General features: G+C 74.0%; 14 protein-coding genes and 1 riboswitch. Of the genes, 7 read left to right on the forward strand and 7 right to left on the reverse strand.

What is annotated here, in order from left to right:
* Positions 1-447 precede the first annotated feature (447 nt).
* Positions 448-1,002, reverse strand: a complete 555-nt coding sequence (locus tag ACWCSV_RS33080; RefSeq protein WP_451148687.1) for a MarR family winged helix-turn-helix transcriptional regulator — start codon at positions 1,000-1,002, stop codon at positions 448-450.
* 155 nt (positions 1,003-1,157) lie between these two features.
* On the opposite strand from ACWCSV_RS33080, the gene ACWCSV_RS33085 reads away from it, so the two are divergent.
* On the forward strand, positions 1,158-2,462 hold the full coding sequence (locus ACWCSV_RS33085; protein WP_451148709.1) for an MFS transporter: 1,305 nt from the start codon (positions 1,158-1,160) through the stop codon (positions 2,460-2,462).
* A 20-nt stretch (positions 2,463-2,482) separates the two neighbouring features.
* Here the strand turns inward: ACWCSV_RS33085 and ACWCSV_RS33090 are convergent, their stop codons facing one another.
* Both ACWCSV_RS33090 and ACWCSV_RS33095 read right to left on the reverse strand, forming a co-directional pair.
* The gene (locus ACWCSV_RS33090) at positions 2,483-4,264 is read right to left on the reverse strand and encodes a SpoIIE family protein phosphatase (protein WP_451148689.1); all 1,782 of its coding nucleotides are present in this window, start codon (positions 4,262-4,264) and stop codon (positions 2,483-2,485) included.
* 583 nt (positions 4,265-4,847) lie between these two features.
* Positions 4,848-6,296 (reverse strand): NAD(P)/FAD-dependent oxidoreductase, encoded by a 1,449-nt coding sequence (locus ACWCSV_RS33095; protein WP_451148691.1) that lies wholly within the window; start codon positions 6,294-6,296, stop codon positions 4,848-4,850.
* A 343-nt stretch (positions 6,297-6,639) separates the two neighbouring features.
* Here ACWCSV_RS33095 and ACWCSV_RS33100 point away from each other — a divergent pair, with 343 nt between their 5' ends.
* Both ACWCSV_RS33100 and ACWCSV_RS33105 read left to right on the forward strand, forming a co-directional pair.
* The gene (locus ACWCSV_RS33100; protein ID WP_451148693.1) at positions 6,640-7,611 is read left to right on the forward strand and encodes a TetR/AcrR family transcriptional regulator; all 972 of its coding nucleotides are present in this window, start codon (positions 6,640-6,642) and stop codon (positions 7,609-7,611) included.
* A gap of 278 nt (positions 7,612-7,889) precedes the next feature.
* Positions 7,890-10,154: a sigma-70 family RNA polymerase sigma factor gene (locus ACWCSV_RS33105; protein ID WP_451148695.1), complete on the forward strand. Its 2,265-nt coding sequence runs from the start codon at positions 7,890-7,892 to the stop codon at positions 10,152-10,154.
* Between the two features lie 170 nt (positions 10,155-10,324).
* Here the strand turns inward: ACWCSV_RS33105 and ACWCSV_RS33110 are convergent, their stop codons facing one another.
* Positions 10,325-12,466: an asparagine synthase-related protein gene (locus ACWCSV_RS33110; protein WP_451148697.1), complete on the reverse strand. Its 2,142-nt coding sequence runs from the start codon at positions 12,464-12,466 to the stop codon at positions 10,325-10,327.
* A gap of 1,266 nt (positions 12,467-13,732) precedes the next feature.
* Between ACWCSV_RS33110 and ACWCSV_RS33115 the strand changes: the two genes are divergently transcribed.
* From ACWCSV_RS33115 to ACWCSV_RS33130, 4 genes are all read left to right on the forward strand, one after another.
* Positions 13,733-15,277 carry a sporulation protein gene (locus tag ACWCSV_RS33115; protein ID WP_451148699.1) on the forward strand — a complete coding sequence of 515 codons (1,545 nt, stop codon included), beginning with the start codon at positions 13,733-13,735 and terminating at the stop codon, positions 15,275-15,277.
* A gap of 121 nt (positions 15,278-15,398) precedes the next feature.
* Positions 15,399-16,778 (forward strand): FAD-dependent oxidoreductase, encoded by a 1,380-nt coding sequence (locus ACWCSV_RS33120; protein WP_451148701.1) that lies wholly within the window; start codon positions 15,399-15,401, stop codon positions 16,776-16,778.
* A 148-nt stretch (positions 16,779-16,926) separates the two neighbouring features.
* Entirely contained in the window at positions 16,927-17,739 is an 813-nt protein-coding gene (trmB, locus tag ACWCSV_RS33125; RefSeq protein WP_451148711.1) for a tRNA (guanosine(46)-N7)-methyltransferase TrmB, read from the forward strand.
* Positions 17,740-17,826: 87 nt separating this feature from the next.
* Positions 17,827-19,389 (forward strand): PrsW family intramembrane metalloprotease, encoded by a 1,563-nt coding sequence (locus ACWCSV_RS33130; protein WP_451148703.1) that lies wholly within the window; start codon positions 17,827-17,829, stop codon positions 19,387-19,389.
* 7 nt (positions 19,390-19,396) lie between these two features.
* Here ACWCSV_RS33130 and ACWCSV_RS33135 read toward each other — a convergent pair whose 3' ends face one another.
* The 3 genes from ACWCSV_RS33135 to ACWCSV_RS33145 all read right to left on the reverse strand — a co-directional run bounded on the left by ACWCSV_RS33135 (position 19,397) and on the right by ACWCSV_RS33145 (position 23,216).
* Positions 19,397-20,344, reverse strand: a complete 948-nt coding sequence (locus tag ACWCSV_RS33135) for an aldo/keto reductase (protein WP_451148705.1) — start codon at positions 20,342-20,344, stop codon at positions 19,397-19,399.
* Between the two features lie 231 nt (positions 20,345-20,575).
* Complete coding sequence (locus ACWCSV_RS33140) at positions 20,576-21,631, reverse strand: M23 family metallopeptidase (RefSeq protein WP_451148707.1); 1,056 nt, start codon at positions 21,629-21,631, stop codon at positions 20,576-20,578.
* A gap of 11 nt (positions 21,632-21,642) precedes the next feature.
* A riboswitch (cyclic di-AMP (ydaO/yuaA leader) is annotated at positions 21,643-21,796 on the reverse strand.
* A 292-nt stretch (positions 21,797-22,088) separates the two neighbouring features.
* On the reverse strand, positions 22,089-23,216 hold the full coding sequence (locus ACWCSV_RS33145; RefSeq protein WP_451148713.1) for a PP2C family protein-serine/threonine phosphatase: 1,128 nt from the start codon (positions 23,214-23,216) through the stop codon (positions 22,089-22,091).
* Positions 23,217-23,760 lie beyond the last annotated feature (544 nt).

Below are 23,760 nucleotides of genomic sequence, written 5' to 3' on the forward strand. Positions count from 1 at the left end.
GCGCTTCCCTTCGTTCTTGCGTTTCCGACTCTATCAGACTCTTTCGTGTCCGATTCCCGGTCGAAGCGGGTCGAGCGATTTTCGCTTTCCAGTTCCTCGCTTTCGCGTTTCCCTTTCCGGCGAGTCCGACTCTATCAGATCCTTTCGGGCCTGATTCCCAGTCAGCGGGCTTGTCCTCCGGGCCGTTTCGGGCCCTTCCGACGCTCCAAACTCTAGCGGTTCTTCCCGGCGGCTCATAATCGGGCCTTCGAAATGAATTCCGGCATGCCGAAATTATCCCGAGCGGGAGTTCGTGCAGAGTTTGGTTGCCGCTGTCAGCGGCGGGATCGGCTGTCCCGGAACCTTCCGGCTCCTTGACAACTCGGAGAACTTTACGGATCGGGGTGCGCGGTGTCAACCCTGGTCGGCTGGTCCGTGCGGGCTCGGCGGCAACAGCGCCGGGGCGGCTCAGGAGAGGTCGGTGAGCCGGCCGTCCGCGTCCGGCTGGGCTTCCTCCACCCGGCGCAGCAATCGGATCAGGAGATCGCTGAGGACTCCGCGTTCGTCGCCGGAGAGGTCCTGGAGGACGTCCTCCTCGAAGACGGTCGCCATGCGCATCGCCTCCAGCCACTTCGCGCGGCCCTCGTCGGTGACCTCCACGATGACGCGGACCCGGTTGTTCTCGTCCCGGTCGCGGGTGACGAGGCCCTCGGCCGCCATGCGGTCGATGCGGTGGGTCATGGCGGCGGGAGTGAGCCCGAGGCGCTTCGCGAGTTCGCCGGGGCCGAGGCGGTAGGGGCTGCCGACGAGTACGAGGGTCTTGAGGACCTCCCACTCGGCGTTGCTGATGCCCAGCGCCGCGAGCTGTCTGCCGTACGCGACGTTCATCCGGCGGTTGAGTCGGCCCAGGGCCGAGACGACCTGCTCGACCTGCGGGTCCAGGTCGCTGAATTCGCGCTGGTAAGCGGCGATCTGCTCGTCGAGGCTCGGCTCGTCGGGATCCAGCTCGGTGGTTTCGGACATGGCGGACAGTGTCGCACGCAAGTCCACACCCTTCGAAGTCCTTCGATGTTCATTGTTGAAGTTCTAACTTTAGTGTTAAAGTCTTCGGGTCTGTGTAGTTCGGGGGCGCACTGTGTCGCCCCGTGATCATGGGGTAGGTGAGTGTGACCAGGGAGATGGGCGCAGCGCTGCGGCGGATCCAGCTGGGAAGCGCGCTGAGCGCGTTCGGCACCGGGTTCACCGTTCCGTATCTGTACGTCTACGTGGCGCAGGTACGGGGTCTCGGCGCCGGTACGGCGGGGGTCGTACTGGCGGTCTTCGCCATGGCAGCGCTGGTCGTCCTGCCGTTCACCGGGCGGGTCATCGACCGGCGCGGTCCGCTTCCGGTGCTCATGGGTGCCTCGGTCGTGGCGTCTGCGGGCGTCGCGTCGCTCGGTTTCGCGGGCGGGGTGACGGCGGCGGTGGCGTCGGCCGCCGTGCTCGGCGCGGGGGCCGCGGTGATGCAGCCGGCGCTGGCCACGCTGCTCGTCCGCTCGTCCACCAGCACGACCCGTACCCGCGCCTTCGCCATGCAGTTCTTCCTGCAGAACCTGGGCATGGGCATCGGCGGGCTGGTCGGTGGACAGATCGTCGACACGGACCGGCCGGGGACGTTCACCCTGCTGTTCGTCGTCGAGGCCGTGATGTTCCTGGTGCTCGGCGCCGTCGTGAGCACCGTGCGGCTGCCGCACGTCCCCGCCGTGTCCCTTTCCGTCGACGGGGTCCGTACTGCCGCGGCCGGACCGGGTGGGCTGCGGGCTCTGGTGTCGCACCGGGCCATGGTCCAGCTCTGCGTCCTGGGCTTCGTGGTGTTCTTCGCCTGCTACGGCCAGTTCGAGTCGGGGCTCGCGGCGTACGGCACCGAGGCCGCCGGAATCGAGCCGTCCGCACTGGGGCTGGCGCTGGCCGCGAACACCGCCGCCATCGTCGTCGCGCAGTTCGTCGTACTGCGGCTGGTGGAGCGGCGCAAGCGCAGCCGGGTGATCGCCGGGGTCGGCCTGATCTGGGCCTTCGCCTGGGTCGTGGCGGGCTACGCGGGCCTCGGCCACGGCAGCCAGACGATGGCGACGGCCGCGATGATCTCCACGTACGCCCTCTTCGGGCTCGGCGAGTCGATGCTGTCGCCGACCGTCGCCCCGCTGGTCGCCGACCTGGCGCCGGAGTCGATGGTCGGGCAGTACAACTCCGCGTTCGCCCTGTGCAAGCAGCTCGCGCTGGCGGTCGGACCCGCGGTCGGCGGTCCGATGGGGGCCTCGATGCACGCCCCGTACATCGTGACGTTCGTCGTGGTGTCGCTGGGAATCACGGTGCTGGCGCTGCGGCTGGGCCGACGGCTCACCCCCGTGCAGGACCAGCCCTCGCTCGCCGTGCACTCACGGGTGGTCGCGGTGTCCGTGCCGGAGAGCGCGGCTCCCGTGCCTGCTGCCGCGCCGGCCGTCTGAGAGAAGCGGGTCCGCGCCCGTCAGCGGGGCAGCGCGAACTCGCACCAGACGGCCTTGCCCCCACCGGGGGTGCGGCGGCTCCCCCAGGACGAGGCGACCGCCGCGACGATCGCGATGCCGCGCCCCGACTCGTCCCCGGGCTCCGCTCTCCGGCGGCGCGGCAGGTGGTCGTCCCCGTCCGTCACCTCGATGATCAGCCGCCGGTCGGTGCGCCGCAGTCCCAGGCGCGTCGGCGGGGTGCCGTGCTGGAGCGAGTTGGCGACCAGCTCGCTCGCGGCGAGCACTCCGCGGTCGCGCAGCTCGTCCGGGAAGCGCCAGGAGGTCAGCACCCCGGTGGCGAAGGCGCGGGCGCGCGGCGCCGCCTCCACGCCCCCGAGCAGATCGAGCGAGGCGTTGTGGAACAGCTCCGCGTCCGCCCCCTTGCGGGCGGGGTGCTGGACCACCAGGACCGCCACGTCGTCGTCGTGCTCGGCCGTCACTCCGAGGGAGCGGATCAGCCGGTCGCAGACGACCTGCGGTGTCCCCTTCGCACCGGAGAGCGCCCGGCCGAGCGCGGCCACCCCCTCGTCGATGTCCTCGCTGCGGCGCTCCACCAGGCCGTCCGTGTAGAGGACGGCGGTCGAGCCGGGCGGCAGCGCGATCGTGCCGGAGGTGTGGATCCAGCCGCCCGTACCGAGCGGAGGCCCGGTCGGGTCCTCGGCCACGCGCACGGTCCCGTCCTCGTCCGACACGAGGATCGGCAGGTGCCCGGCGGAGGCGAAGACGAGGTGGCCCTCGTTGGGGTCGTGCACCGCGTACACGCAGGTGGCGATCTGGGTGGCGTCGATCTCGGCGGCCAGCCCGTCGAGCAGCTGGAGCACCTCGTGCGGGGGCAGGTCGAGGCGGGCGTACGCGCGCACCGCCGTGCGCAGCTGGCCCATGACGGCGGCGGCGCGGACCCCGCGGCCCATCACGTCGCCGATGACGAGGGCGGTACGGCCGGCACCGAGGGTGATGACGTCGTACCAGTCGCCGCCGACTGCCGCGTCCGTGCCGCCGGGCTGGTAGGTGGCGGCGATCCGGAGGTCGTCCGGCTGCTCCAGCTCCTGCGGGAGCAGCGAGCGCTGGAGGGTGACGGCCATCTCGCGGTGGCGTCGTTCGCTGGTGCGGAGACGTTCGGCCGCCTCGGCGTGGTCGGTGACGTCGGCGGCGTGCACCAGCACTCCGCCGCGCGTCCCGCCGTCCGGGGCCTCGGCGCCGTCGGTGCCCCAGGGGGCGACGGGGGTGCAGGTCACGGTGTACGAGCCGCCGCCGAGGGTCCGGCGCGACTTGACCGTACGCGGGGTGCCGCTGCGCAGCACCTGGTCCATCAGGGGCAGCACGCTGAGTTCGGCCAGCTCGGGCATGGCCTCGGCCGCGGGCGCGCCGCAGGAGCGGGGCCCGAAGGCCGTCTCGTAGGCGGCGTTGACGTATGCCACGCGGTGGTCGGGGCCCTGGAACAGCGCAACGGGCGCGGGGAGCCGGCCGAGGATCTCGCGGGCGGGCAGGTCGTCGAGGACCGGCACGACGGGGCCGGGCGCACCTGCGGACACGCCGGCGGGGGTGCTGCCGGACGGGCTGCCGGACGTGGCGTCGAGGTCGCCCGGCGGCAGGCCGGGAGGCGACGGCTCGTCGGGGGCCTGCGGGACGGCGGCGTCCTCCGGCGCGGCGCCCTGTGACCGCGCGTACTCGGCCCGGGCGGCGGGGACGGAACCGCGGTCGTCCCGGGCCGCGGCGCGACGCTGCGTTCCGGGAAAACGGGCGCTCCAGCGCGTGAAGTTCACGTATCTCTGGCCTCGTGTGTCGGTCTGGTCCGCTCGGGCTGGCTGCTTCTGCTGCGTCTCTGCTCCGCGTCCGCCACGTCGTCGGCCGTGCGGCGGCGGTGCGGTGGTGCGCCGGTGCTTTCACGTCCGCCGCATCCGGTTCCGCGTCCCCGGCCGGGGTCAGGGGCGGGGACGCGGCCCGGGGGAAATCACGGCGGGGCCTGGTCGTGCTGTCGATGCGGCGTCGCGGTTCACCGGTGGCCGTGTCGGTGTCCGCCGCGGGTCGGGTCGGCGTTCACCTCTGGTCGCAGCCGACCGGGTCACTCTGTGCAGATGTGGACGTACCTATGGTCACACGTCCAGTGTGACGGAGCGTACTGACAGTCGTCATTCGGCCGTCGGTACGGGTCCGCGGCACGTCCGTCCGCCCGGTGCTTCCGGACGGGGAGACGCATGCGCCTGCTTCGGGCGTTCCGGGGCCGAACAGGGTGGCGGGCTCGTGCTCGTACCGACGCGGTAGGGCGCCGGTCAGGCATCGGTACGACGGGATCTCGTGCCTCCCCGGAAGGAGGGACGGCGGTGGACCCGTATGCGGGGGCGGCGGTCAGCCCGGCGGCTCGTGGGGTTCGTGGGGCTCGTCGCCGGTACCGGAGGGCCGGCGGGGAGGCGGGGTGCGGTGGGGGCCCGCGCCCCCGGCCGCCAGCTCGAACTCCGCACGGGGATGTTCCAGCGACCCGAGGGAGACGATCTCGCGGGCGAACAGCCCGGACAGGATCCATTCGGCAAGGACGCGCGCCTTCCGGTTGAAGGTCGGTACCCGGCTGAGGTGGTACGCCCGGTGCATGAACCAGGCGGGGTAGCCCTTGAGCCTGCGCCCGAAGACGTGGGCGACTCCCTGGTGCAGACCGAGCGAGGCCACCGATCCGGCGTACGCGTGCCGGTAGTCGGTGAGCGGGCGCCCCTCCAGAGCGGCGACGACGTTGCCCGCCAGGACCTTCGCCTGGCGGACGGCGTGCTGGGCGTTGGGCGCGGTCACGGCACCCGGATCCGGCGCCGTCAGATCGGGCACCGCCGCCGCGTCGCCCGCGGCCCAGGCGTGCCGGGTACCGGCGATCCTGAGGTCGGCGGTACAGCGCAGCCTGCCCCGCTCGGTGACCGGAAAGCCGGTGGTGGCGACGAGCGGCGCCGGTTTCACCCCGGCCGTCCAGACGAGCGTGCGGGTGGGGAGGCGGGAGCCGTCGCTCAGGACCGCGACCCGGCCCTCGCAGGACTCCAGACGGGTGCCGAGACGTACGTCGACATTCCGTCCGCGCAACTCCCGCACGGCGTAAGCGCTCATCGCCTCACCGACCTCCGGGAGGATGCGCCCGGCCGCCTCGACGAGAATCCATCTCAGGTCGTCCGGCCGGATGTTGTGGTAGTACCGCGCGGCGTAGCGGGCCATGTCCTCGAGTTCGGCGAGTGCTTCCACCCCGGCGTACCCCCCGCCGACGAAAACGAAGGTGAGAGCCGCGTCGCGGAGGGCCGGGTCGCGGGTGGCCGAGGCGATGTCCATCTGTTCGAGGACGTGGTTGCGCAGCCCGATGGCCTCCTCCACCGTCCTGAAACCGATGCCGGACTCGGCGAGTCCGGGAACCGGGAGCGTCCGCGCCACGGAGCCGGGGGCGAGGACCAGCTCGTCGTACGGCATCTCGACCGCACCGTCGCCGTGCTTGCCGGTGGCGAGGGTGCTCACGCTGGCTGTCCGCTCCGCGTGGTCGATGCGGTGCACCTCGCCGATGACGATGCGGCACAGGCCCAGGACGCGGCGGAGCGGGACGACGACGTGCCGGGGCGAGATGGAGCCTGCGGCCGCTTCGGGAAGGAAGGGCTGGTACGTCATATAGGGGTCGGGCGTGACGACCAGGATCTCGACCTCGCCGCTTCTCAGCCCGCGTTTCAGCTTCCTCTGGAGGCGCAGCGCCGTATACATCCCGACGTAGCCTCCGCCGACGACGAGAATGCGCACACCTGGCCTGCTGCCGGGGGCCGTTCCCCGGGATTCTGGAGCCATCACCACCCCATGACGCAACGGAGTCGCGGGTTTGTCCACAGGCCCTGCAAATTGTGTGACCGCCAAGCTCCGGCGTGCGGGCTCACCACCCGTCAGGTTCGACGGGGCAGCCCCGCAGGTCAGGCGGGGAAGGAGGGGGCGCGCGCAAGGGCGGAAACGGGAACGATCGGGTCCTTGCTCCGATCGAGGGGCGCTCCGTGCGGAACTGCCCCTTCTGAATTGCCCCCCGCTCAACTATGTTCGTAGCCGATCGGGGTGGGGGATGGGGAAGTTCGACACTCCTCTTCTCCGGTCCACATGGTGGGGAAGTCTCCGGGGGGAGACGTCATAACCGGGGGAAGTCATGCACATTCAGGATTCGCATGGGCAGGTTGCCGTCCCGGCCTCGACCGAGGCCGTCGCACGGCTCAGCACACCGGGAGGGCTCGCCGTCGTCGAGTCGTCCCGCCCGACCGTTGGACCGGGCTCCGGCCCGGGTACGACCGGCGGAGTCGTCGCGTCGATCGGTTCGGTGAATGGCTCGGTCACCGGTTCGGTGACTGGTTCGGCAGGCGTCTCGGTGACCGGCGCGGTGGCCGGCTCGACATCCGGTTCCGTGACGGGTTCCGCCGTAGGGACGCCGGCTCGTTCGGCACCGCTCCGCGTGGACGCGCAGCGGAATCTGGAGCACGTCCTGCGCGCGGCGCGGGAGGTCTTCGGTGAACTGGGGTACGGCGCCCCGATGGAGGATGTGGCCCGCCGCGCGCGGGTCGGGGTGGGGACCGTCTACCGCCGGTTCCCCAGCAAGGACGTCCTGGTACGGCGAATAGCCGAAGCCGAGACGGCTCGGCTGACGGAGCAGGCACGAGCCGCGCTCGGCCAGGAGGACGAGGCCTGGTCCGCGCTCTCCCGTTTCCTCCGGACGTCGGTGGCGTCCGGGGCGGGCAGGCTGCTGCCGCCGCAGGTGCTGCGCGTCGATGCCTCCTCGAACGGCGAGGACGCCCTTCGCGCCGCCGGGGACGGCGGTGACGGGACGCGGGTTCCGCAGCAGCGGCAGGTCGCCGCTGCGACGGAGCTCCGCCCGGCGCCCCCGCAGCGTACGGACGGGCCGGCGGGCGACGAGGCGTCGGGCACGGGCGAGTTGCTCGATGTCGTCGGACGACTCCTGGAGCGCGCCCGGGACTCCGGCGAGCTGCGTGCCGATGTGACGGTGGCCGATGTGCTGTTGGTGATCGCCACCTCCGCGCCCTCCCTGCCGGACCCGGCCCAGCAGTCCGCTGCCTCGGCACGGCTGCTCGACATCCTGTTGGAAGGACTGCGTTCGCGGCCCGCGTGAGGGCCAGGGCGGGGGCGAGGGCGGGAAGGGGCGGAAGCGAGCCGGTGAGCCGATGAGTTGACGGGCGCGGGCGACGCCCCGCGGACGCTCCGGCCGGCGGGGGCGGACCCGTCCCGTTCGGATGACCTCTCGCGCTCCCATTCGGATGACCTCTCGCGCTCCCATTCGGTCGGACACCCCGGACGAGTGGAAGGTGGGGCTGAACCAGCGCGCAGCGCAAGGGCCGTGTGGCAGTGTTGCCCGGAATTGGGTTCACGGCAGGTACGGGGGCTTCCGCGATGAGCGGTGACGGCACGCGGGAAGAGCCGCTCGACGGCGTCTCGACCGAGGGCGGCGCCGAGGAAGGGGCGGTCCCCCCACCACGCCAGGCCCAGGTCCCCCCGCAGGGAACCGGGAGGGTGTCCGGCAGCGGCTCGGTGGGGACGGGTTCGGCAGGCGCCGGTTCGGCAGGCGCCGGTTCGGCAGGCGCCGGTTCGGCAGGCGCCGGTTCGCCCAACGCCAGTTCGCCCAGCACCGTTTCGCCCAGCGCCGGTTCGTCAGGCGTATCGGGAGCACCGGGAGCACCGGCTCCGCCGGAGCGCGGTGGGGAGGCTCCGGCGGGGAGCGGTGGCGGCACCGTGCTGCCCGGCCCCTGGTCCGTACCTCCGCAGCGCACCGGGCGGGGAGCCGCGACCGGGCTCGCCGTGTCGGACGCCGAGCTGATCAGGGGTATGCGGTCCGGTGACGACCGGGCGTACGAGGAGTTGTTCCGGCGGCACTCCGGCGCCGTCCGACGCTACGCGCGCACCTGCTGCCGCGACGCGCACACCGCGGACGACCTGACGGCCGAGGTCTTCACCCGGACCCTTCAGGCCGTACGTGGCGGAAAGGGGCCCGAAGAAGCAGTCCGCGCCTATCTGATGACCGCGGTCCGGCATGTCGCCGCCGCCTGGACGAAGAGCGCGAAGCGCGAGCATCTGGTGGACGACTTCGCGGTGTTCGCCGCCGGGGCTGCGCGTACCTCCGAGCTGTCCGACGACGACACCCTCGACCTGGGCGCCGACGTCCGGGCGATGCACGAGGCCGAGCAGTCCATGGCCCTGCAGGCGTTCCGCAGCCTGCCGGAGCGCTGGCAGGCCGTGCTCTGGCACACGACCGTGGAGGAGGAATCGCCGAGCGAGATCGCCCCGCTCTTCGGGCTGTCCGCCAACGCCACGGCGGTGCTCGCGGGCAGGGCCCGGGAGGGGCTGAAGCAGGCCTACCTCCAAGCGCACGTCAGCCAGGCCCTGGTGGCGGGCGGTGACTGCGCGCGGTACGCCGACCGGCTCGGCGCGTACGCGCGGGGCGGCCTGCGGATGCGGGCGGAGCGCGGGCTCCGCAAGCACCTTGACGAGTGCGCCAGATGCCGTGTGGCCGCTGGTGAGTTGCAGCAGGTCAACGCGGGGATTCCCGCGCTGCTCCCGGTCGCCGTCATCGGTTGGTTCGCCGCCGCGTACTCGCTCAAGGCGGCGGGCGTCGCGGCGGGCGGCACGCTGGGTCTCGCCGGGGCCGGGGCGGCAGCCGCCGCGACCGGAACCGGCACGTCGGCCGGAGGCACGGCCACGGGCGCGGCCACCGGCGCGGCCTCGGCGGGCGGTACAGCGGCGGGCGGTGCCGGTGGTGGTTCGGCGGCCGGAGGCGCTGCCGCGGAGGGGCTCGGCGCGCCCGTCAAGGTGGGCGTCGCGGCCACGGTGGCCATCGCGGCGGCGGCCGGACTGGTGTGGGCCCTGGTCGGCGACGACCAGCCGGAGCCGGTGGCCAAGCCTCCGGTGGCGGTGGCCTCCATCCCGTCCGTCGCGCCCTCGCCCGACTCGCCCGACCCGACGCCGAAGCCCCCCGCGCCCTCACCCCCGGCCGCGCCGGAGCCGTCCCCGACGGCCGCCAAGCCTGCTCCCTCGCTGTCCCGGCCCGCCCCGAAGCCCTCCGCCGCAGCCGCGCCCGCTCCGCGTACGCCTGCGCCCACCCCGCCCGCCGAGGAGCCCCCTGCCCCGGAACCCGCCCCCTCTCCGACCGGGGTACCCACCACGCCGAAGGCACCCGCGCCCGAGGTCTACCGGTTCAGCGAGCTGCGCTACGACCTCCTGGGGGACGGGTCAGGGCCCACGGTGAAGCTGCGCGGGAGCAGCCCGATCTGGCAGCGCCGGGACCTGTCGATCGCCTCCACCCCGTACGCGCACGGTGTGACGGTGGGCGGCCATTCGTCGGTGGTCGTCCTGCTGGACGGGCGCTGCACCCGCTACGAGGCGATGGCAGGCATCGACGATCTGGCCCTCGGCCTGGGCGCGGTGCGTTTCTCCGTCCTCAGTGGCGAAGGCGGCGAAGGCGCAAAAGCGGTCGTAGACGGCGGGGACGGCGCGGGCGCGGTGTTGTGGACCTCCGGGACCGTACGGGCGGGCTACCCCGCCGTACCGGTGAGCGTTCCGCTGGACGGGCTGGCGGCGGTGCGCCTGGTCGTCGAGTCCGCGCGGCCGTTCGGCGGGGTGGCGATGGCCGACTGGGCCGATTCCCGGTTCAGCTGCGGGTAGCCGACCGGGCCGATTCACGGTTCACCCACGGGCAGCCGACCGGGCAGGTTCACGGTTCACCCGCGGCCAGCGGAACACCGCCACCGGGCAGTACTCACGGGCACCCGCGCACACGGCACCGCCGGGGGGGCCGTCGCACGAGCGGGGCCCGTAAGCCGTGTCGGCAGCCCTCATGCCTGGAGCGAGCGGCGCCCGACCGGCAGGACGCCTCCCGCGACGGCCCGGCTGCGCGGTGCCGCCGTACCGGTCCAGCAGGTGCCCCGGCGGCCCATCAGGCGGCGGAGCCAGAGTTCCGTGGAGGCGAGGTCCGCGAGCCCGTCGAGCGGCAGCGGTTCCCCGTCGGCGGCCGCGCGCAGTGCCTTGCGGACCACGCGGGCCTCGATCAGTCCGGCGTCGGCGAGCAGCGGGGCGTCGAACAGGTTCATCAACTCGGGGAGAGCCAGGCGGAGTCCGGTGCGGTTCGCCTCCGTCGACCGCGCCAGCGACGGGGCGCCCCAGCCGGTGGGCAGTTCATGGATGCCCGCGCCCGACAGGACCCGGCGCAGGATCGCGGCGCGCGCGCCCGGCTGGACCCGGAGCGACTCGGGCAGGGCGCGGGCCGCCCGGACCACCTGGTTGTCGAGGAAGGGCGCGTGCAGCCGCTGGCTGCGGATGTCGGCGGCCTGCTCCAGGATGCGGTGGCCGGCTGCGGCGCGGGCGAGGGCCGCGCCCGCTCTGGCCTGGCCCGGGCGCTGCGCGGTGGCGGGGCGGATCGCCGCCTCCTGGAGCCGGACCGACACCTGGGCGAGCGCCTCCCCGGTGAGCCAGCGCGCGGCAGGTCCGGGCCGTGACCAGGTGAGGGCGGCCAGTGAGGCGTCGGCGGGGGTACCGCCGCTGCCGGGGCCGTCGAGGCCGGCGGGGTACCGGTTCGCCTCGGGGAGCAGTCCGGCCGCCGTCTCCAGGCCGGTGCGGTAGGAGGTGCGGGCCAGTCGGCGGGCGGCCCGGTAGACCGCGAGCGGTACGAACAAGGAGTGCGCGGAGGCGCCTTCGGCCCGGGTGAGCGCCGCGACGGGTCTCAGCAGATCGCGGCGGCGGCGGTCCATGAGGAGGTCGGCCAGGCGGGCCGGATGGGCGTCGAGCACCTGCCGGGCGCCGTACCCGACCAGGTGGTCCGCGCTGCCGGCGGCGAGACGGCGGCGGTGGCGTTCGGCGACGACGAGGGAGGGCGCCGGTTCGTCGGTGATCACCGCGTTCTCCACCGAGAGGTCCGCGTAGGGGAGGGCTTCCTCGCCCGCGGGGACCACTACGTGGTGCAGGCGCGGATTGGCGGCGATGGCGCGGGCGCGGGCGAGTTCGTCCTCGTCGCCGCGGGTGGTGAGGTCGTTGAAGGTGACGGCGAGAAGCCGCTCCCCCGCGCCGGTGCCGTGGCCGAGGACCGTACCGGGGAGGCCCGGCAGTCCGGCGGCGAGGAGGGCGAGGGTCGCGGAGGCGCTGCCGCCGGAGAGGTCGGCCCCGATGCCGGGGACCGGCCCCCGGCCCCGGGCGGCGCGACGGTCTGCGGGCCCCATGCCGGGTACGGGCCCGGGGTCCTGCGGCCCGGCCTCCGGGGCGTGGCGGGGGGCGGTGAGCCGGGCGCGTACGGCTTCGACGAGGGCGTCCCGTACGCCCTCCACCGCGTGCACGGGGTCGGCCTGCGGAGCGGCGACGGCGAGGGAGGCGACGGGTTCGTACCCGGTGATCTCGCGGGAGCCCTCGCGGAGGATGAGGGCGTGGCCGGGCGGGATGCGCTTCACACCGGCGTACGGGGTGCCGTCTCCGAGGGCCTCCGGGGTCTCCGGGCAGGCCAGCAGGGCGGCCAGGTGGCCGATGTCGAGCTGGGCCTCGATGAGGTCGGCGAGCGGCAGTGCGGCGGTGGCGTACGCGGTGCCGCCGGCCCAGGGGGTGTGGAAGACGGGCCGGGCGCCTGCCAGGTCCCCGGCGACGGTGATGCGCCGTCCTATCTGCACGACGACCGTGTAACTGCCGGGCCAGGCGGTGAGATGACGCAGGGCGCCGCCGCGCGCGGAGAGGAGTCCGACGCGCAGTTGCTCGTCGGTCGCCCCGCAGCAGCCGAGCACCGCGAGCCGGGTGGTGGGTGCGCCGACCGTGGTCGCGGCGTCGATGAGCCGGATCTCGTCGGGGCGCCAGTCGCCGACCGCCCACAGCGGATCGGGATCTCCCCACAGGAGTTGGGAGCCCACCGGATGGACCGTGCGCCCCTCGCCCGCCGCGCTGACCCCGCCCACCGTGCCGAAGCTCGCGGCGATACTGCTCCACCCCACCAACCAACGCATCGCCGCCTCCACAGGCTGTGGACTGACGGCGCGCATGGTCCGCTGGAACGCCGCTGCGGGACATGCTGCCACGACTGCGACGGCCGGGAGGGGGTACGCGCGGCGCACGCCGGAAGAGCATGCGCCCCTGGCATGAGCCGTTGGCCGCCGACCAGGTCGCCCCGCCCAACGGAACGATACCTTCCGTTTGTTGGGAGCCCGGCCGCGCAACCACAGGAACCCAGCCGCGCAACCACCGGAGCCCCGCAGCACAACCACAGGAACCCGGCCGTGCAACCACAGGAACCCGGCCGCGCAACCGCCGGAGCCCCGCAGCGCAACCACCGGAGCCCGGCCGCGCAACCACAGGAACCCGGCGACGCACCCACCGGCACCGGGAAGCGCAACCACCACGCGCGCCCTCCGGTGGCGCTCACCACCGAAGGCGCGCCCCCTCGCCTCACCCACCGCACCCACCGCACCCGCCACCACGCGCCCCCGCCCGAGCCCCGCGCCCGAGCCCCGCGGATGCCCTCCCCCGGGTCATCGGAGCGGTTCCGCCTCCACGCCCTCAGGCGCATTCAAGCCACCGGAGGAGCGCTCTCGCGGTCGATTCCAACGGATCAACGACCGTCGATAATCAGCCATTCTTCGTCGGTCCGGCGTCGGTCCGGCCACGACCGACCGGCAGTACCGCCCCGAGCCGGCATCCCCGTCCCGCCGCTCCGCGCGCCGATCGGGCGCGCGCCCCGGGCGCACGCCCCAGAGGGTCCACGCGTCCCCCGCGCCCGGCGGCCGGCCCCCGAGGGCCCGTCCGGCGCTCGGCCCGGGAGATGGCGCGCACCTCCCGGGCCGGTCCGCCGCCCGCGGGGAATGGGGCGGCAGTGTCCCCCAGCCCGCCGAGTCCAGTGCGGCGGGCCGACCCACGCACGGTCCATGGAAGCGCTTCGACACCGGTCCGGCGAGAGCGCACGGCCGGGCGCACGGCCACACGGCCGGGGCACATCCGGCCCCCTCCCCCGCCCCCTCCGGCCACCCGGGCAGCCCCTGGACGATCCGCGGCGCGGGCCACAATCCCGCCATCCGAACCCATGCCCCTTAACGGTAGGGATGCGGAGAACTACGCTGGGTTTACCGATGGTCCCAGCACGGCGGCATATTCCTCGGGGTACGGCCACATGCGTGTGCGCCCGGCCTCATGGGAGTCCGCCGCGAGGAGATCCCGGTACGAATGCCGCGCGCCGCCCCCGGTGACGCGGCGGCTGTCTGTGTGTCGAGGGGTGGCGCATGTCCAGGGAGCAACGCGGGCCGAACGAGAAGCTCGGCACGGTTCTCGCCCTCGCGGGAATCAGCAACGCCGGGCTCGCCCGGCGGGTCAACGACCTCGGAGCACAGCGCGGGCTGACACTTCGCTACGACAAGACCTCGGTCGCCCGGTGGGTCGCCAAGGGCATGGTGCCGCAGGGCGCGGCGCCGCATCTCATCGCGGCCGCGATCGGAGCCAAGCTGGGCCGGCCGGTCCCGCTGCACGAGATCGGTCTCGCCGACGCCGACCCGGCGCCCGAGGTCGGTCTCGCCTTCCCGCGCGACGTGGGTGAGGCGGTGCGCTCCGCCACGGAGCTGTACCGCCTGGACCTCGCCGGCCGCCGCGGCGGCAACGGCATCTGGCAGTCGCTGGCGGGATCCTTCTCGGTGAGCGCCTACGCGACGCCCGCGTCGCGCTGGCTGATAACCCCTGCCGACCCCTCGGTCGCCCGGGACTCCGCGGTGGCGCGGACCGCGCTCCTCGGCGGCCCCGCGGCGGGCCGCCCGGCGCCCGCGGCGGCTCCGGCGCCCGGCGGCCCGCTGCTGCCCGGCGGGCACGGGGCGGTCCCGGTGCAGCCGGGGCCCGAGTCCGTGGCGGACGCTTCGCCGCTGCGGGTCGGCCACAGCGATGTCGCCAAACTGCGCGAGGCGGCCCAGGACGCACGCCGCTGGGACTCCAAGTACGGCGGCGGGGACTGGCGTTCTTCGATGGTCCCGGAGTGCTTACGGGTGGACGCGGCGCCGCTGCTGCTCGGTTCGTACAGCGACGAGGTGGGCCGTGCGCTGTTCGGCGCCTCCGCCGAACTGACCCGGCTGGCCGGATGGATGGCCTTCGACACCGGCCAGCAGGAGGCCGCCCAGCGGTACTACATCCAGGCCCTGCGGCTCGCCCGGGCCGCCGCCGACGTCCCGCTCGGCGGGTACGTCCTGGCGTCGATGTCGCTCCAGGCGACGTACCGGGGCTTCGCCGACGAGGGGGTCGACCTCGCGCAGGCGGCGGTCGAGCGCAACCGGGGTCTGGCGACGGCCCGGACGATGAGCTTCTTCCGGCTGGTCGAGGCGCGCGCCCACGCGAAGGCGGGGGACGCCCCGGCGGCCGGGGCGGCGCTGCGGGGGGCGGAGAGCTGGCTGGAGCGGTCGCGGCCGGGGGACGCCGATCCCTCGTGGCTCGGCTTCTACTCGTACGACCGGTTCGCCGCCGACGCGGCCGAGTGCTACCGGGACCTCAAGGCGCCCCGCCAGGTGCGCAGGTTCACGGAGCTCGCGCTGTCGAAGCCCACCGAGGAGTTCGTCCGCTCGCACGGGCTGCGGCTCGTGGTCTCGGCCGTCGCCGAGCTGGAGTCGGGCAACCTCGACGCCGCCTGCGCCGCCGGGACCCGTGCGGTCGAGGTCGCCGGGCGGATCTCCTCCGCCCGGACCACCGAGTACGTGCGCGACCTGCTGCACCGCCTCGAACCGTACGGCGACGAGCCGCGCGTCGCCGAGCTGCGCGAGCGGGCCCGGCCGCTGCTGGTGGCCCCCGTCTGACGGCTCGGTGCGGGGCCCGTCGGGAGCCCGCCCGTCACAACCCGCGCCACGTCCCCGTCCCGTCCGGGGTTTGATCCGGTTGTCAGCGGGTCAGTGCACTATCGGGGTGGGAGGTGGCGTGATGAGGACGCACGCGGACTACGACTGCGACGTGCTGGTGATCGGCGGCGGGATCGTCGGCCTGTCGACGGCGTACGCGCTCACGCGCGCGGCGCCGGGCACCCGGGTCACGGTGCTGGAGGAGGCGTACGACCCCGCCGAGCACCTCGCGGGACCGGGCGGCGGGCTGATCCACAGCGGTGTCCACCACCGCCGGAGCTCCCTCACGGCCCGGTTCGCCGCGCGCGGCGGCAGCGAGATGACCGAGTTCTGCGCCCGGCACGGCATCGCCCACACCGTCGCCGGGAAGCTGATCGTGGCGACCGACCGCTCCGAGCTCCCCCGGCTGCACACCCTGGCGCAGCGTGGCCGGGAGCACGGGCTGCCGGTGCGCGAGCTGGGCCCGGCGCAGATCGCGGAGTACGAGCCCGGGGTGCGCGGGCAGGCGGCGATCCGGGTCTCCACCACCGGGGTCTGCGACGCGGCGGGGGTCCTCGCGGCGCTCGCGGGCGAGGTCGCCGCCGCCGGATCGGTCGTCCGGTGCGCGGCGCGGGTGACCGCCGTGGACCGGCGGCCCTGGGGCGTCGCGGCCCGCACGGCGGACGGGACGGTGGTCCGCGCCCGGGTCCTGGTCAACGCCGCGGGCTTGGGGAGCGACCGGGTGGCGCGGCTCGCGGGAGACGAACCCGGCGTACGCGTCGTACCGGTCCGGGACACGTACTACGAGCTGCGCAGACCGGAGCTGGTACGCGGAGTGGTCCATCCGGTGCCGTACCCGGGGCACCCGTTCCCCGGGGCGCAGCCGGCCGTCGGCATCGTCCGGTCCGTCGACGGCACGGTCCACGTGGGGCCGGCCGGCGCGACGGCGCACGGGCGGCCGGTGCCGCCGGCCCATCCCGGCGGGCTGCTCTCCGCGCTGACCCGGCCCGCCTCCTGGCGGACCGCGCGCCGGCCCGAGAGGTACGCCCGGGACGGGGCGCCCCTCGTCGGGGCCGGTGCGGTGCGGTCGGCGGAGCGGACGGACGTGATCGGGCGGACCGCTCCGGACGGGCGCACCGGGCGTCCCTGGCAGACCGGGCGCCCTTGGCAGACCGGCCGGGCGGGCTCGACGGGGGCGGCGGTGGCGGCCGCGCTGCGGCGGCTGCTGCCCGACGTGACCGAGGAGGACCTGGGCCCGGCGCGCACCGGAGTGCGGGCCCAGGCGCTGCACGGCGACGGCACTCCGGTCGAGGACTTCCTGATCCGTGAGGCCCCGCACACCGTGCACGTGCTCCACACTCCCGCGGACGCCGCGCTCGCCACGGCGCTGCCGGTGGGGCGGGAGATCGCCCGGCGGGTGCTGGCTCTGGCGCAGGGGGCGGGGTGGAGGCCGCCCGCCGTAGAATCGGGGCATTGTGTCTGAGCAGCCCCTGAACCCCAGTACGGAGCCCGGCGCGCGCGACGAGACCGCCGAGGCCCCCGCCATCAACGCAGCCGTGAACGCGGATGTGAACCCGGATGTCGACCCGGATGTGAACGCAGCCGCGAGCACCGCCGAGGTCCCGGCCGGCATGACGGCCTCCGACGTGGACGCCTCCGAAGCGGAGGCCGACGCCGCGGCCCGCCGGGCCGCCTCCTTCGACCGGCAGCGTCGGTTGCGCCAGGAGCCGCGCTTCCCCGGCGGCCCCGCCGCCGACCCTGCCGGCTCGCACCACGAGCGCCGCATCCGCAGCTTCCAGCCGCGCCGCAGCCGCGTCACGGTGGGCCAGCAGGACGCGCTGGAGCGCCTCTGGCCGCAGTGGGGCTTCGACATCGACGGCCTGAGCGTGCTGGACCTCGACCAGATGTTCGGCGGCCTGCCGGTCGTGCTGGAGATCGGTTTCGGCATGGGCGAGGCCACCGCCCAGATGGCGGCGGACGACCCGGCCACGGGCATCCTCGCCGTCGACGTGCACACCCCGGGCCAGGGCAACCTCCTGCGCCTCGCCGAGCAGGCCGGCTCGGCCAACGTGCGGGTCGCCAACGGCGACGCGATCATCCTGCTCCGCGAGATGCTGAAGCCGGAGTCCCTCGACGGGCTGCGGGTGTACTTCCCCGACCCGTGGCCCAAGGTCCGCCACCACAAGCGGCGGCTGATCCAGCCCGACTTCCTGGACCTGGTGTCGGGGCGGATGAAGCCGGGCGCGGTGATCCACTGCGCGACCGACTGGGAGCCGTACGCGGAGCAGATGCTGGAGGTGCTCACCGCGCACCCCCGGTTCGAGAACACCCGGCCCGACGGCGGCTATGCCCCGCGTCCCGCGTTCCGGCCGCTGACCCGGTTCGAGGGGCAGGGCCTGGACAAGGGCCACGTCGTCCACGACCTGCTGTTCGCCAGGGTCTGAGAGGTCCTGGAGCCCGCCCGGCCCCTCGACGGGAGCCGGGCGGGAACCTCCTGGTCGTTTGTCGGTCCCGCTCGTTAGGGTCGGGACATGTCCGCCGGGTCAGAGCAGCACCAGCAGTCCCAGCCCGCCGTCCCCGTGCTCGAGGAGCAGCGGATCGGCGAGATCCTGGGGGCCGTCCCGGAGCGAGCCCACTGGCGTTACCGCCCGCGCCGCGTCGGGATGGTGTGGCGCAGCAAGGCGTTCCGCGCGGGTGCGGTGATCGTGACGCTGGCCATCTGCGGGCTGCTCATCCTGGCTCTGGTGCGCAGGGAGACGGGCACCGAGGGGTTCCTCGTCGGTCTCGGGCTCGCGGTGCTGCCGGTGCCGCTCCTGATGGCGGCGTTCCGCTGGCTGGACCGGGTCGAACCGGCGCCCTTGCGGAATCCGCTGTTCGCCTTCGCCTGGGGTTCGTGCGCGGCGGCGCTGGTCGCGATCGTCGCGAACTCCTTCGCGACCTACTGGATAGCGAACCTCTCGGCGGACCCCTCCGGCGCCGACACCCTGGGCGCCACGGTCGTCGCGCCGATCGTCGAGGAGAGCGCCAAGGGCGCCGCCGTGCTGATGCTCTTCCTGTTCCGCAGGCGGGAGTTCGGCGGGGTCGTCGACGGGATCGTGGCGGCGGGCTTCACCGCGACCGGGTTCGCGTTCAGCGAGAACATCCTCTATCTCGGCAGCGCCTTCGGCGAGGACCGGCAGCTGGGGACGGTGGGCATCGCCTCGGTGACCGTCGGCACCTTCTTCGTACGGATCGTCCTGTCGCCCTTCGCGCACCCGGTGTTCACGGCGCTCACGGGCATCGGATTCGGTCTCGCCGCCGCCGGGCGCCGCCGCAGGGTCCGCCGGATCGCGCTGCCACTGCTGGGACTGGTGTGCGCGATGGGCATGCACGCCCTGTGGAACGGTTCGGCGACCTGGCGGCCGTACGGCTTCTACCTGGTCTACGGCGTCTTCATGATGCCGGTGTTCGGGCTGCTGACCTGGCTGGCGATCTGGTCGCGCAGGCGGGAACTGCGGACCCTCGCCGCCGAGTTCCCGGCGTACGCGGTGGCCGGCTGGCTCACCCCGGCCGAGCCGCTCGCGCTGGGCTCGATGCGCGCCCGGGGCATGGCCCGTGACCTGGCACGGCACTGGCACGGCGCTTCCGACCGGGCCCGGGGCCGGGCGGCGGCCCGTGCCGTCGCGGAGTACGAGTCGTTCGCGACCTCGCTGGCCGCGCTGCGGCGGGACGCCCGGCGCGGTGCGGTGGGCGCCGACTTCGCGGCGCGCGAGCAGGAGTTGCTGCACCACCTGTGGGAGCGCCGGGACGTCGCGGCCCCCGCACTGGGCCAGGCGGCCCGCAGCGTGTTCCGCCCGGCCGTCCGCCGCCCGGCACCCGTCCCGTACGGCCCCGGAGCGCACGCCGGACACGGCGGTGCCCACGCGGCGCGCGGCGCCCACCCGGCCCGGGGCTACGCGCCCCCGGCGCCGTACGGAACCGGTCCGGCGTCCTCGTACGCCCCCGGGCGGCGGGCAACCCCGGGCCCGGCGCCCGCACCGGCCCCCGCCCCGCAACAGCCGCCGCCGCACCGGCAGTACGGCGGGCACAACCCCTATCTGCACCCGCCGCAGTAGGCCGCGCTCAGGCGGAGGCTTCGGTGAGCCGGTCCAGCTCCTGGCCGGTCAGCGTGAGGTCGGCGACCGCGAGGAGTGCGGGGAGCTGTTCGGGCGTACGGGCCGAGGCGATCGGCGCCACGACCGTGGGGCGGGACGCGAGCCAGGCCAGCGCGACGGTGGCGATCTCGGCCCCGTGCGCCTCGGCGACGGCGTCGAGCGCGCTCAGCACCTTCTGCCCCCGCTCGGACTCCAGGTGGGCTCCGGCCTTCTCGGCGCGGGCGCTCTCCACCTGCGTACCGGGCCGGTACTTGCCGGTGAGGAAACCGGAGGCCAGCGCGAAGTACGGGACCGCGCCGAGACCGGTCTCGGCGGCGAGGTCCTGCGCGGGGCCCTCGTAGGTGTCGCGGGAGACCAGGTTGTAGTGCGGCTGGAGGGCGACGTACCGGGCCAGCCCCTCGCGCTCGGAGAACGCGAGCGAGGCGCGCAGGCGCTCGGGGCTGATGTTGGAGGCGCCGATCTCGCGGACCTTGCCCTCCTTCACCAGCTGGTCGAGGGCGGTGACGATCTCCTCCACCGGGACGCTCTCGTCGTCGTAGTGGGTGTAGTAGAGGTCGATGTAGTCGGTGTCGAGCCGCCTCAGGGACTCCTCCACCGCACTCTTGACCGTGCCGGTGGCGAGCCCCCGGTACGCGGGGTGGGCACCGACCTTGGTGGCGACGACGACGTCGGCGCGGTTGCCGCGGGCCTTGAGCCACTTGCCGATGAGGGTCTCCGACTCACCGCCCTGGTTGCCGGGGACCCAGGCCGAGTACGCGTCCGCGGTGTCGACGAAGTTGCCGCCGGCCGCGGTGTAGGCGTCGAGGACCGCGAAGGACTGGGCCTCGTCGGCGGTCCAGCCGAAGACGTTGCCGCCGAGGGCGAGGGGGAAGACCTCGAGGCCGGACGTTCCGAGCTTGCGGAGAGAAGAAGTCATGAGGGGTTCAACGGAGCGGACGGACGGACGTATTCCGGTCCGGGGCTCCGATCGTGGCCGGCCACCGACGGGGGCCTCGGTCCGGAGCCCGTCCGCAGCCCGTCCGGAGCCTGTCCGCAGCCCGTCCGGAGCCCGTGGTCCGGGGAGGGGGAAGAGACCGGCAGCCCTGACGTCCTGGGGGGGTAGAGCGTCAGGGCTGCCGGCGATCGGGGGTGAGCGGTACGCCGAGCGTCAGACCGCGAGGCCCTTGCCGGTCAGCCAGGCCATCGGGTCGATGCCGGTGCCGTCCGGGGTGTGGACTTCGAGGTGGAGGTGCGGGCCGGTGACGTTGCCGGTGGCTCCGACGCGGCCGATGGTGTCGCCCGTGCTGACCTGCTGGCCGACGACCACGTCCATGGAGGACTGGTGGCAGTACCAGATCTCCGTACCGTCCTCGAGCTCCAGGACCGTGCGGTACCCGTACGAGCCCGACCAGCCTGCGGACTTGACCGTTCCGCCGTGCACGGCCTTGACCGGGGTGCCGGTCGGCGCGGCGAAGTCGAGGCCGGTGTGCTGCCCGGAGGCCCACATCGTGCCGGCCTCGCCGAAGGTTGAGGTGATCGTGTACGCGGAGGTGGGGAGCGAGTAGGCGGCGGCGAGCTTGGCGAGTCTCTCGGCCTCGGCCTTCTTCGCCGCGGCTTCCTCGGCCGCCTTCTTCTCGGCGGCGGCCTTCGCCTCCGCTTCGTCCTGCTGCTTCTTCGCCTCGGTGGCGGCCTTGGTGGCGGCCGCCGCCTCCTCGGCCGCCTTCGCGTCCGCGTCGGCGGCGGACTGCTGCTGCTCCGCCTGCTGGAGGATACGGGCGCGCAGGGCCTCGCCCGCGTCGGTGGCACCCTGCTCGGTCTCGGCCGTGGTGAGCCCGGCCGTGGTGAACGGCGCGGCCGCCGCCACCGGGGCGGGGGTGTCGTCGGACTCGGCCGCGGTGAACAGAGCGCCCAGCCCGGGCACGGACTTGACGTCGGGAAGGTTGTCCGCGAGCGAATCGGGAAGGGAGATGGAGACCGGCGGCTTGCTCTGCGCGGTGGCCATGCCGCCCGCACCGACGGCCGCGATGACGCCGACCCCGAGGACGGTGGAACTACGCGCGAGACCACGCTGCTTCGCCACGCGGTGCCGGCCGCGTACGGGGCGGAGGGAATCCTCGGTGGGGTTCCATTCCTCCCACGCCTTGTCGGAGTCGCCGGGGGAACCGAAACCGTCGAGGGTGGCAAAGGGTGACGGGGCTTCTGGGGCAGGCTGGTTGGACGCCACGGGGGCGCACTCCTTTCCTTCCTTCTCGCCTACCGGGTTAGCTGACGGGTTCGGAGCAGGAAGGTCTCCTACGGGCGCCTGACGTCTCTGACGAGACACAGGTGCCCGATTCACCCCAAGAAGGTGGTTCCCCGGTTCCCTCGCGGAATTCGGCGCTCGCGCACGGCGCCGTCTCTGACGACGGCTGGGACGACCGCGCTGCGTTATCGAACGTTAATAGACAGACGGCTCCGATTCCAAGCCGTTCCCCTTGATCATTCCCACTTCGGGGCGGGATTTACCACCGCATATCACCACTCATCGGGGCGACTTGCGGACTGTCGGTGCGCTCCTGCTTTTCTGACGGTGTGTCATATGTTATCGAGCGGCACCGGCCTGCTACGGACCGTCGCCGCACCCGCCCAGTGGGCCCGGAGCAGCCCGGGAGTGCCTCGGGACGATGGCCCGCACCACCACGTCAGCCGCCCCCTCGGCCCACGATCGGCACGGTGGTCCGGCGCTCCGGCTGGTCCTCCGCCGGCCGGGCGACCGCGAGCAGCGCCAGGTCGTCCGTCGAGCGGCCCCCGGTGTGCAGCCGGACGTCGTCGGTGAGTGCCGTCAACAGCTCGTCCGGACCAGGGAAGATCCGCCCGCGCAGCCGCTCCGCCGGGTCGTAGAAGACGCCCGCCCGGTCACGCGCCTCGGAGAGCCCGTCCGTGTAGGCCAGCAGGGTCGCGCCCGGCGGAAGCTCCCACTCGTCCACCTGGTCCGGCCAGGCGCCCAGCGCCATGCCGAGGGGAAGCGCGGGCATGCTCGGCCGCAGCACGTCCAGCGCTCCTCCGGCATGGAGCAGCAGCGGTTCGGGGTGACCCCGGTTGACGATCCGCAAGGTCGCGGAGCCCTGCGGGATCTCGGCGAGCACCGCGGTGACGAACCCCTCCACCGGGTCCAGCCCCCCGCGCCGGGCGGCGTCCCTGGCCAGCGCCCGCTCCAGCCGCTGCGCCACGCCCTCCAGCGTCTCCTCCTGCTCGGCGGCCTCCCGGAAGGCGCCGATGATCACCGCCACCGCCTCGACCGCGTCGAGCCCCTTGCCGCGTACGTCACCGAGCACGAGGCGTACGCCGTACGGGGTGTCCGCGACGGCGAAGAGGTCGCCGCCGACGTACTCGTCCGCCTGCGCCGCCTCGTACCGCGCGGCGACATGGAGCCCGCCGACCCGTTCGGCCGGGACGGGCAGCACCGCGCGCATGGCGGTCTCCGCGATGATCCGGGCGGAGGCGAGCTGCTCGTTGCCGCGCCGTACGACTCCGTTGATGACGAGCGCCAGCACGGCCGTGGTGAACACGGTGAGCGTCTCGATGATCGGGACGATCTGCCCGATGGTGCCCACGTACACCCGCATCACGATGACGGCGGCGAGCGAGGCGACACCGACCCGGATGGTCCCCGCCCGGGAGGCGAACGGCGCGGCGATGAGAGGGGCGGCGACGAAGAGGGGCACCGCCGTGAAGCGGGGCGGTGACGCGATGTCGAAGACGAGTCCGCCGACGATGAGCAGGGCAGGCAGCATCCGTACGAAACGCCGGGCGCCCACACCCCCGGCCATCCAGCCATGCTCGTACAGCGGTTTCCCCACCTCTGCGCTTCTCCTGCCCTGTCCCGCCACGGCTGCGGAACCTACCGCGCCCCGCCCAGGCTGGCCCGAACCGCGCCGCGCGGCGACTCCTCGTCGTCCATAGGGGGGAGCGCACGACTCCCCTGTGAGCGCCCCCCGCCACCCGGCGCACGCCGGGTGGTCAGGACCGGCGAGGCAATGAGTTCCGCGCCGCGCCGCGAGCCCCTGCACGCCGCGCATGGAAGCGGCTGACCGGTTGCCCCGGCCGTCCGGGCGCCCGTCCACGCGTTCGGCCGGGCGACACGGACCGCGCAGGCGTGCGAGGCATTTCCTGGATGGACCAGTTCATGCCCGGTCCGGCAGATCGTTATGCCGCCGGAGCGCGTACGCGACCGGACGCAGGGCCGAGCGGGCGACGAGCGGGCGCACACCCGAGAAAACGACTCGGGCCCGGCACGCTGTGCGTGCCGGGCCCGGGCCTTCAGTAGCGGGGACAGGATTTGAACCTGCGACCTCTGGGTTATGAGCCCAGCGA

Source organism: Streptomyces sp. NPDC001770 (assembly GCF_053596135.1).

What these genes read in the sequence shown, in the direction of transcription:
- ACWCSV_RS33095 (WP_451148691.1), bottom strand. Translation starts at nt 6,296, where the DNA reads ATGGCTCCAGAATCCCGGGGAACGGCCCCCGGCAGCAGGCCAGGTGTG.
- trmB (WP_451148711.1), top strand. Translation starts at nt 16,927, where the DNA reads ATGACGGCCTCCGACGTGGACGCCTCCGAAGCGGAGGCCGACGCCGCG.
- ACWCSV_RS33145 (WP_451148713.1), bottom strand. Translation starts at nt 23,216, where the DNA reads ATGGCCGGGGGTGTGGGCGCCCGGCGTTTCGTACGGATGCTGCCTGCC.
- ACWCSV_RS33105 (WP_451148695.1), top strand. Translation starts at nt 7,890, where the DNA reads ATGAGCGGTGACGGCACGCGGGAAGAGCCGCTCGACGGCGTCTCGACC.
- ACWCSV_RS33100 (WP_451148693.1), top strand. Translation starts at nt 6,640, where the DNA reads ATGCACATTCAGGATTCGCATGGGCAGGTTGCCGTCCCGGCCTCGACC.
- ACWCSV_RS33130 (WP_451148703.1), top strand. Translation starts at nt 17,827, where the DNA reads ATGTCCGCCGGGTCAGAGCAGCACCAGCAGTCCCAGCCCGCCGTCCCC.
- ACWCSV_RS33135 (WP_451148705.1), bottom strand. Translation starts at nt 20,344, where the DNA reads ATGACTTCTTCTCTCCGCAAGCTCGGAACGTCCGGCCTCGAGGTCTTC.
- ACWCSV_RS33080 (WP_451148687.1), bottom strand. Translation starts at nt 1,002, where the DNA reads ATGTCCGAAACCACCGAGCTGGATCCCGACGAGCCGAGCCTCGACGAG.
- ACWCSV_RS33120 (WP_451148701.1), top strand. Translation starts at nt 15,399, where the DNA reads ATGAGGACGCACGCGGACTACGACTGCGACGTGCTGGTGATCGGCGGC.
- ACWCSV_RS33110 (WP_451148697.1), bottom strand. Translation starts at nt 12,466, where the DNA reads ATGCGTTGGTTGGTGGGGTGGAGCAGTATCGCCGCGAGCTTCGGCACG.
- ACWCSV_RS33085 (WP_451148709.1), top strand. Translation starts at nt 1,158, where the DNA reads ATGGGCGCAGCGCTGCGGCGGATCCAGCTGGGAAGCGCGCTGAGCGCG.
- ACWCSV_RS33115 (WP_451148699.1), top strand. Translation starts at nt 13,733, where the DNA reads ATGTCCAGGGAGCAACGCGGGCCGAACGAGAAGCTCGGCACGGTTCTC.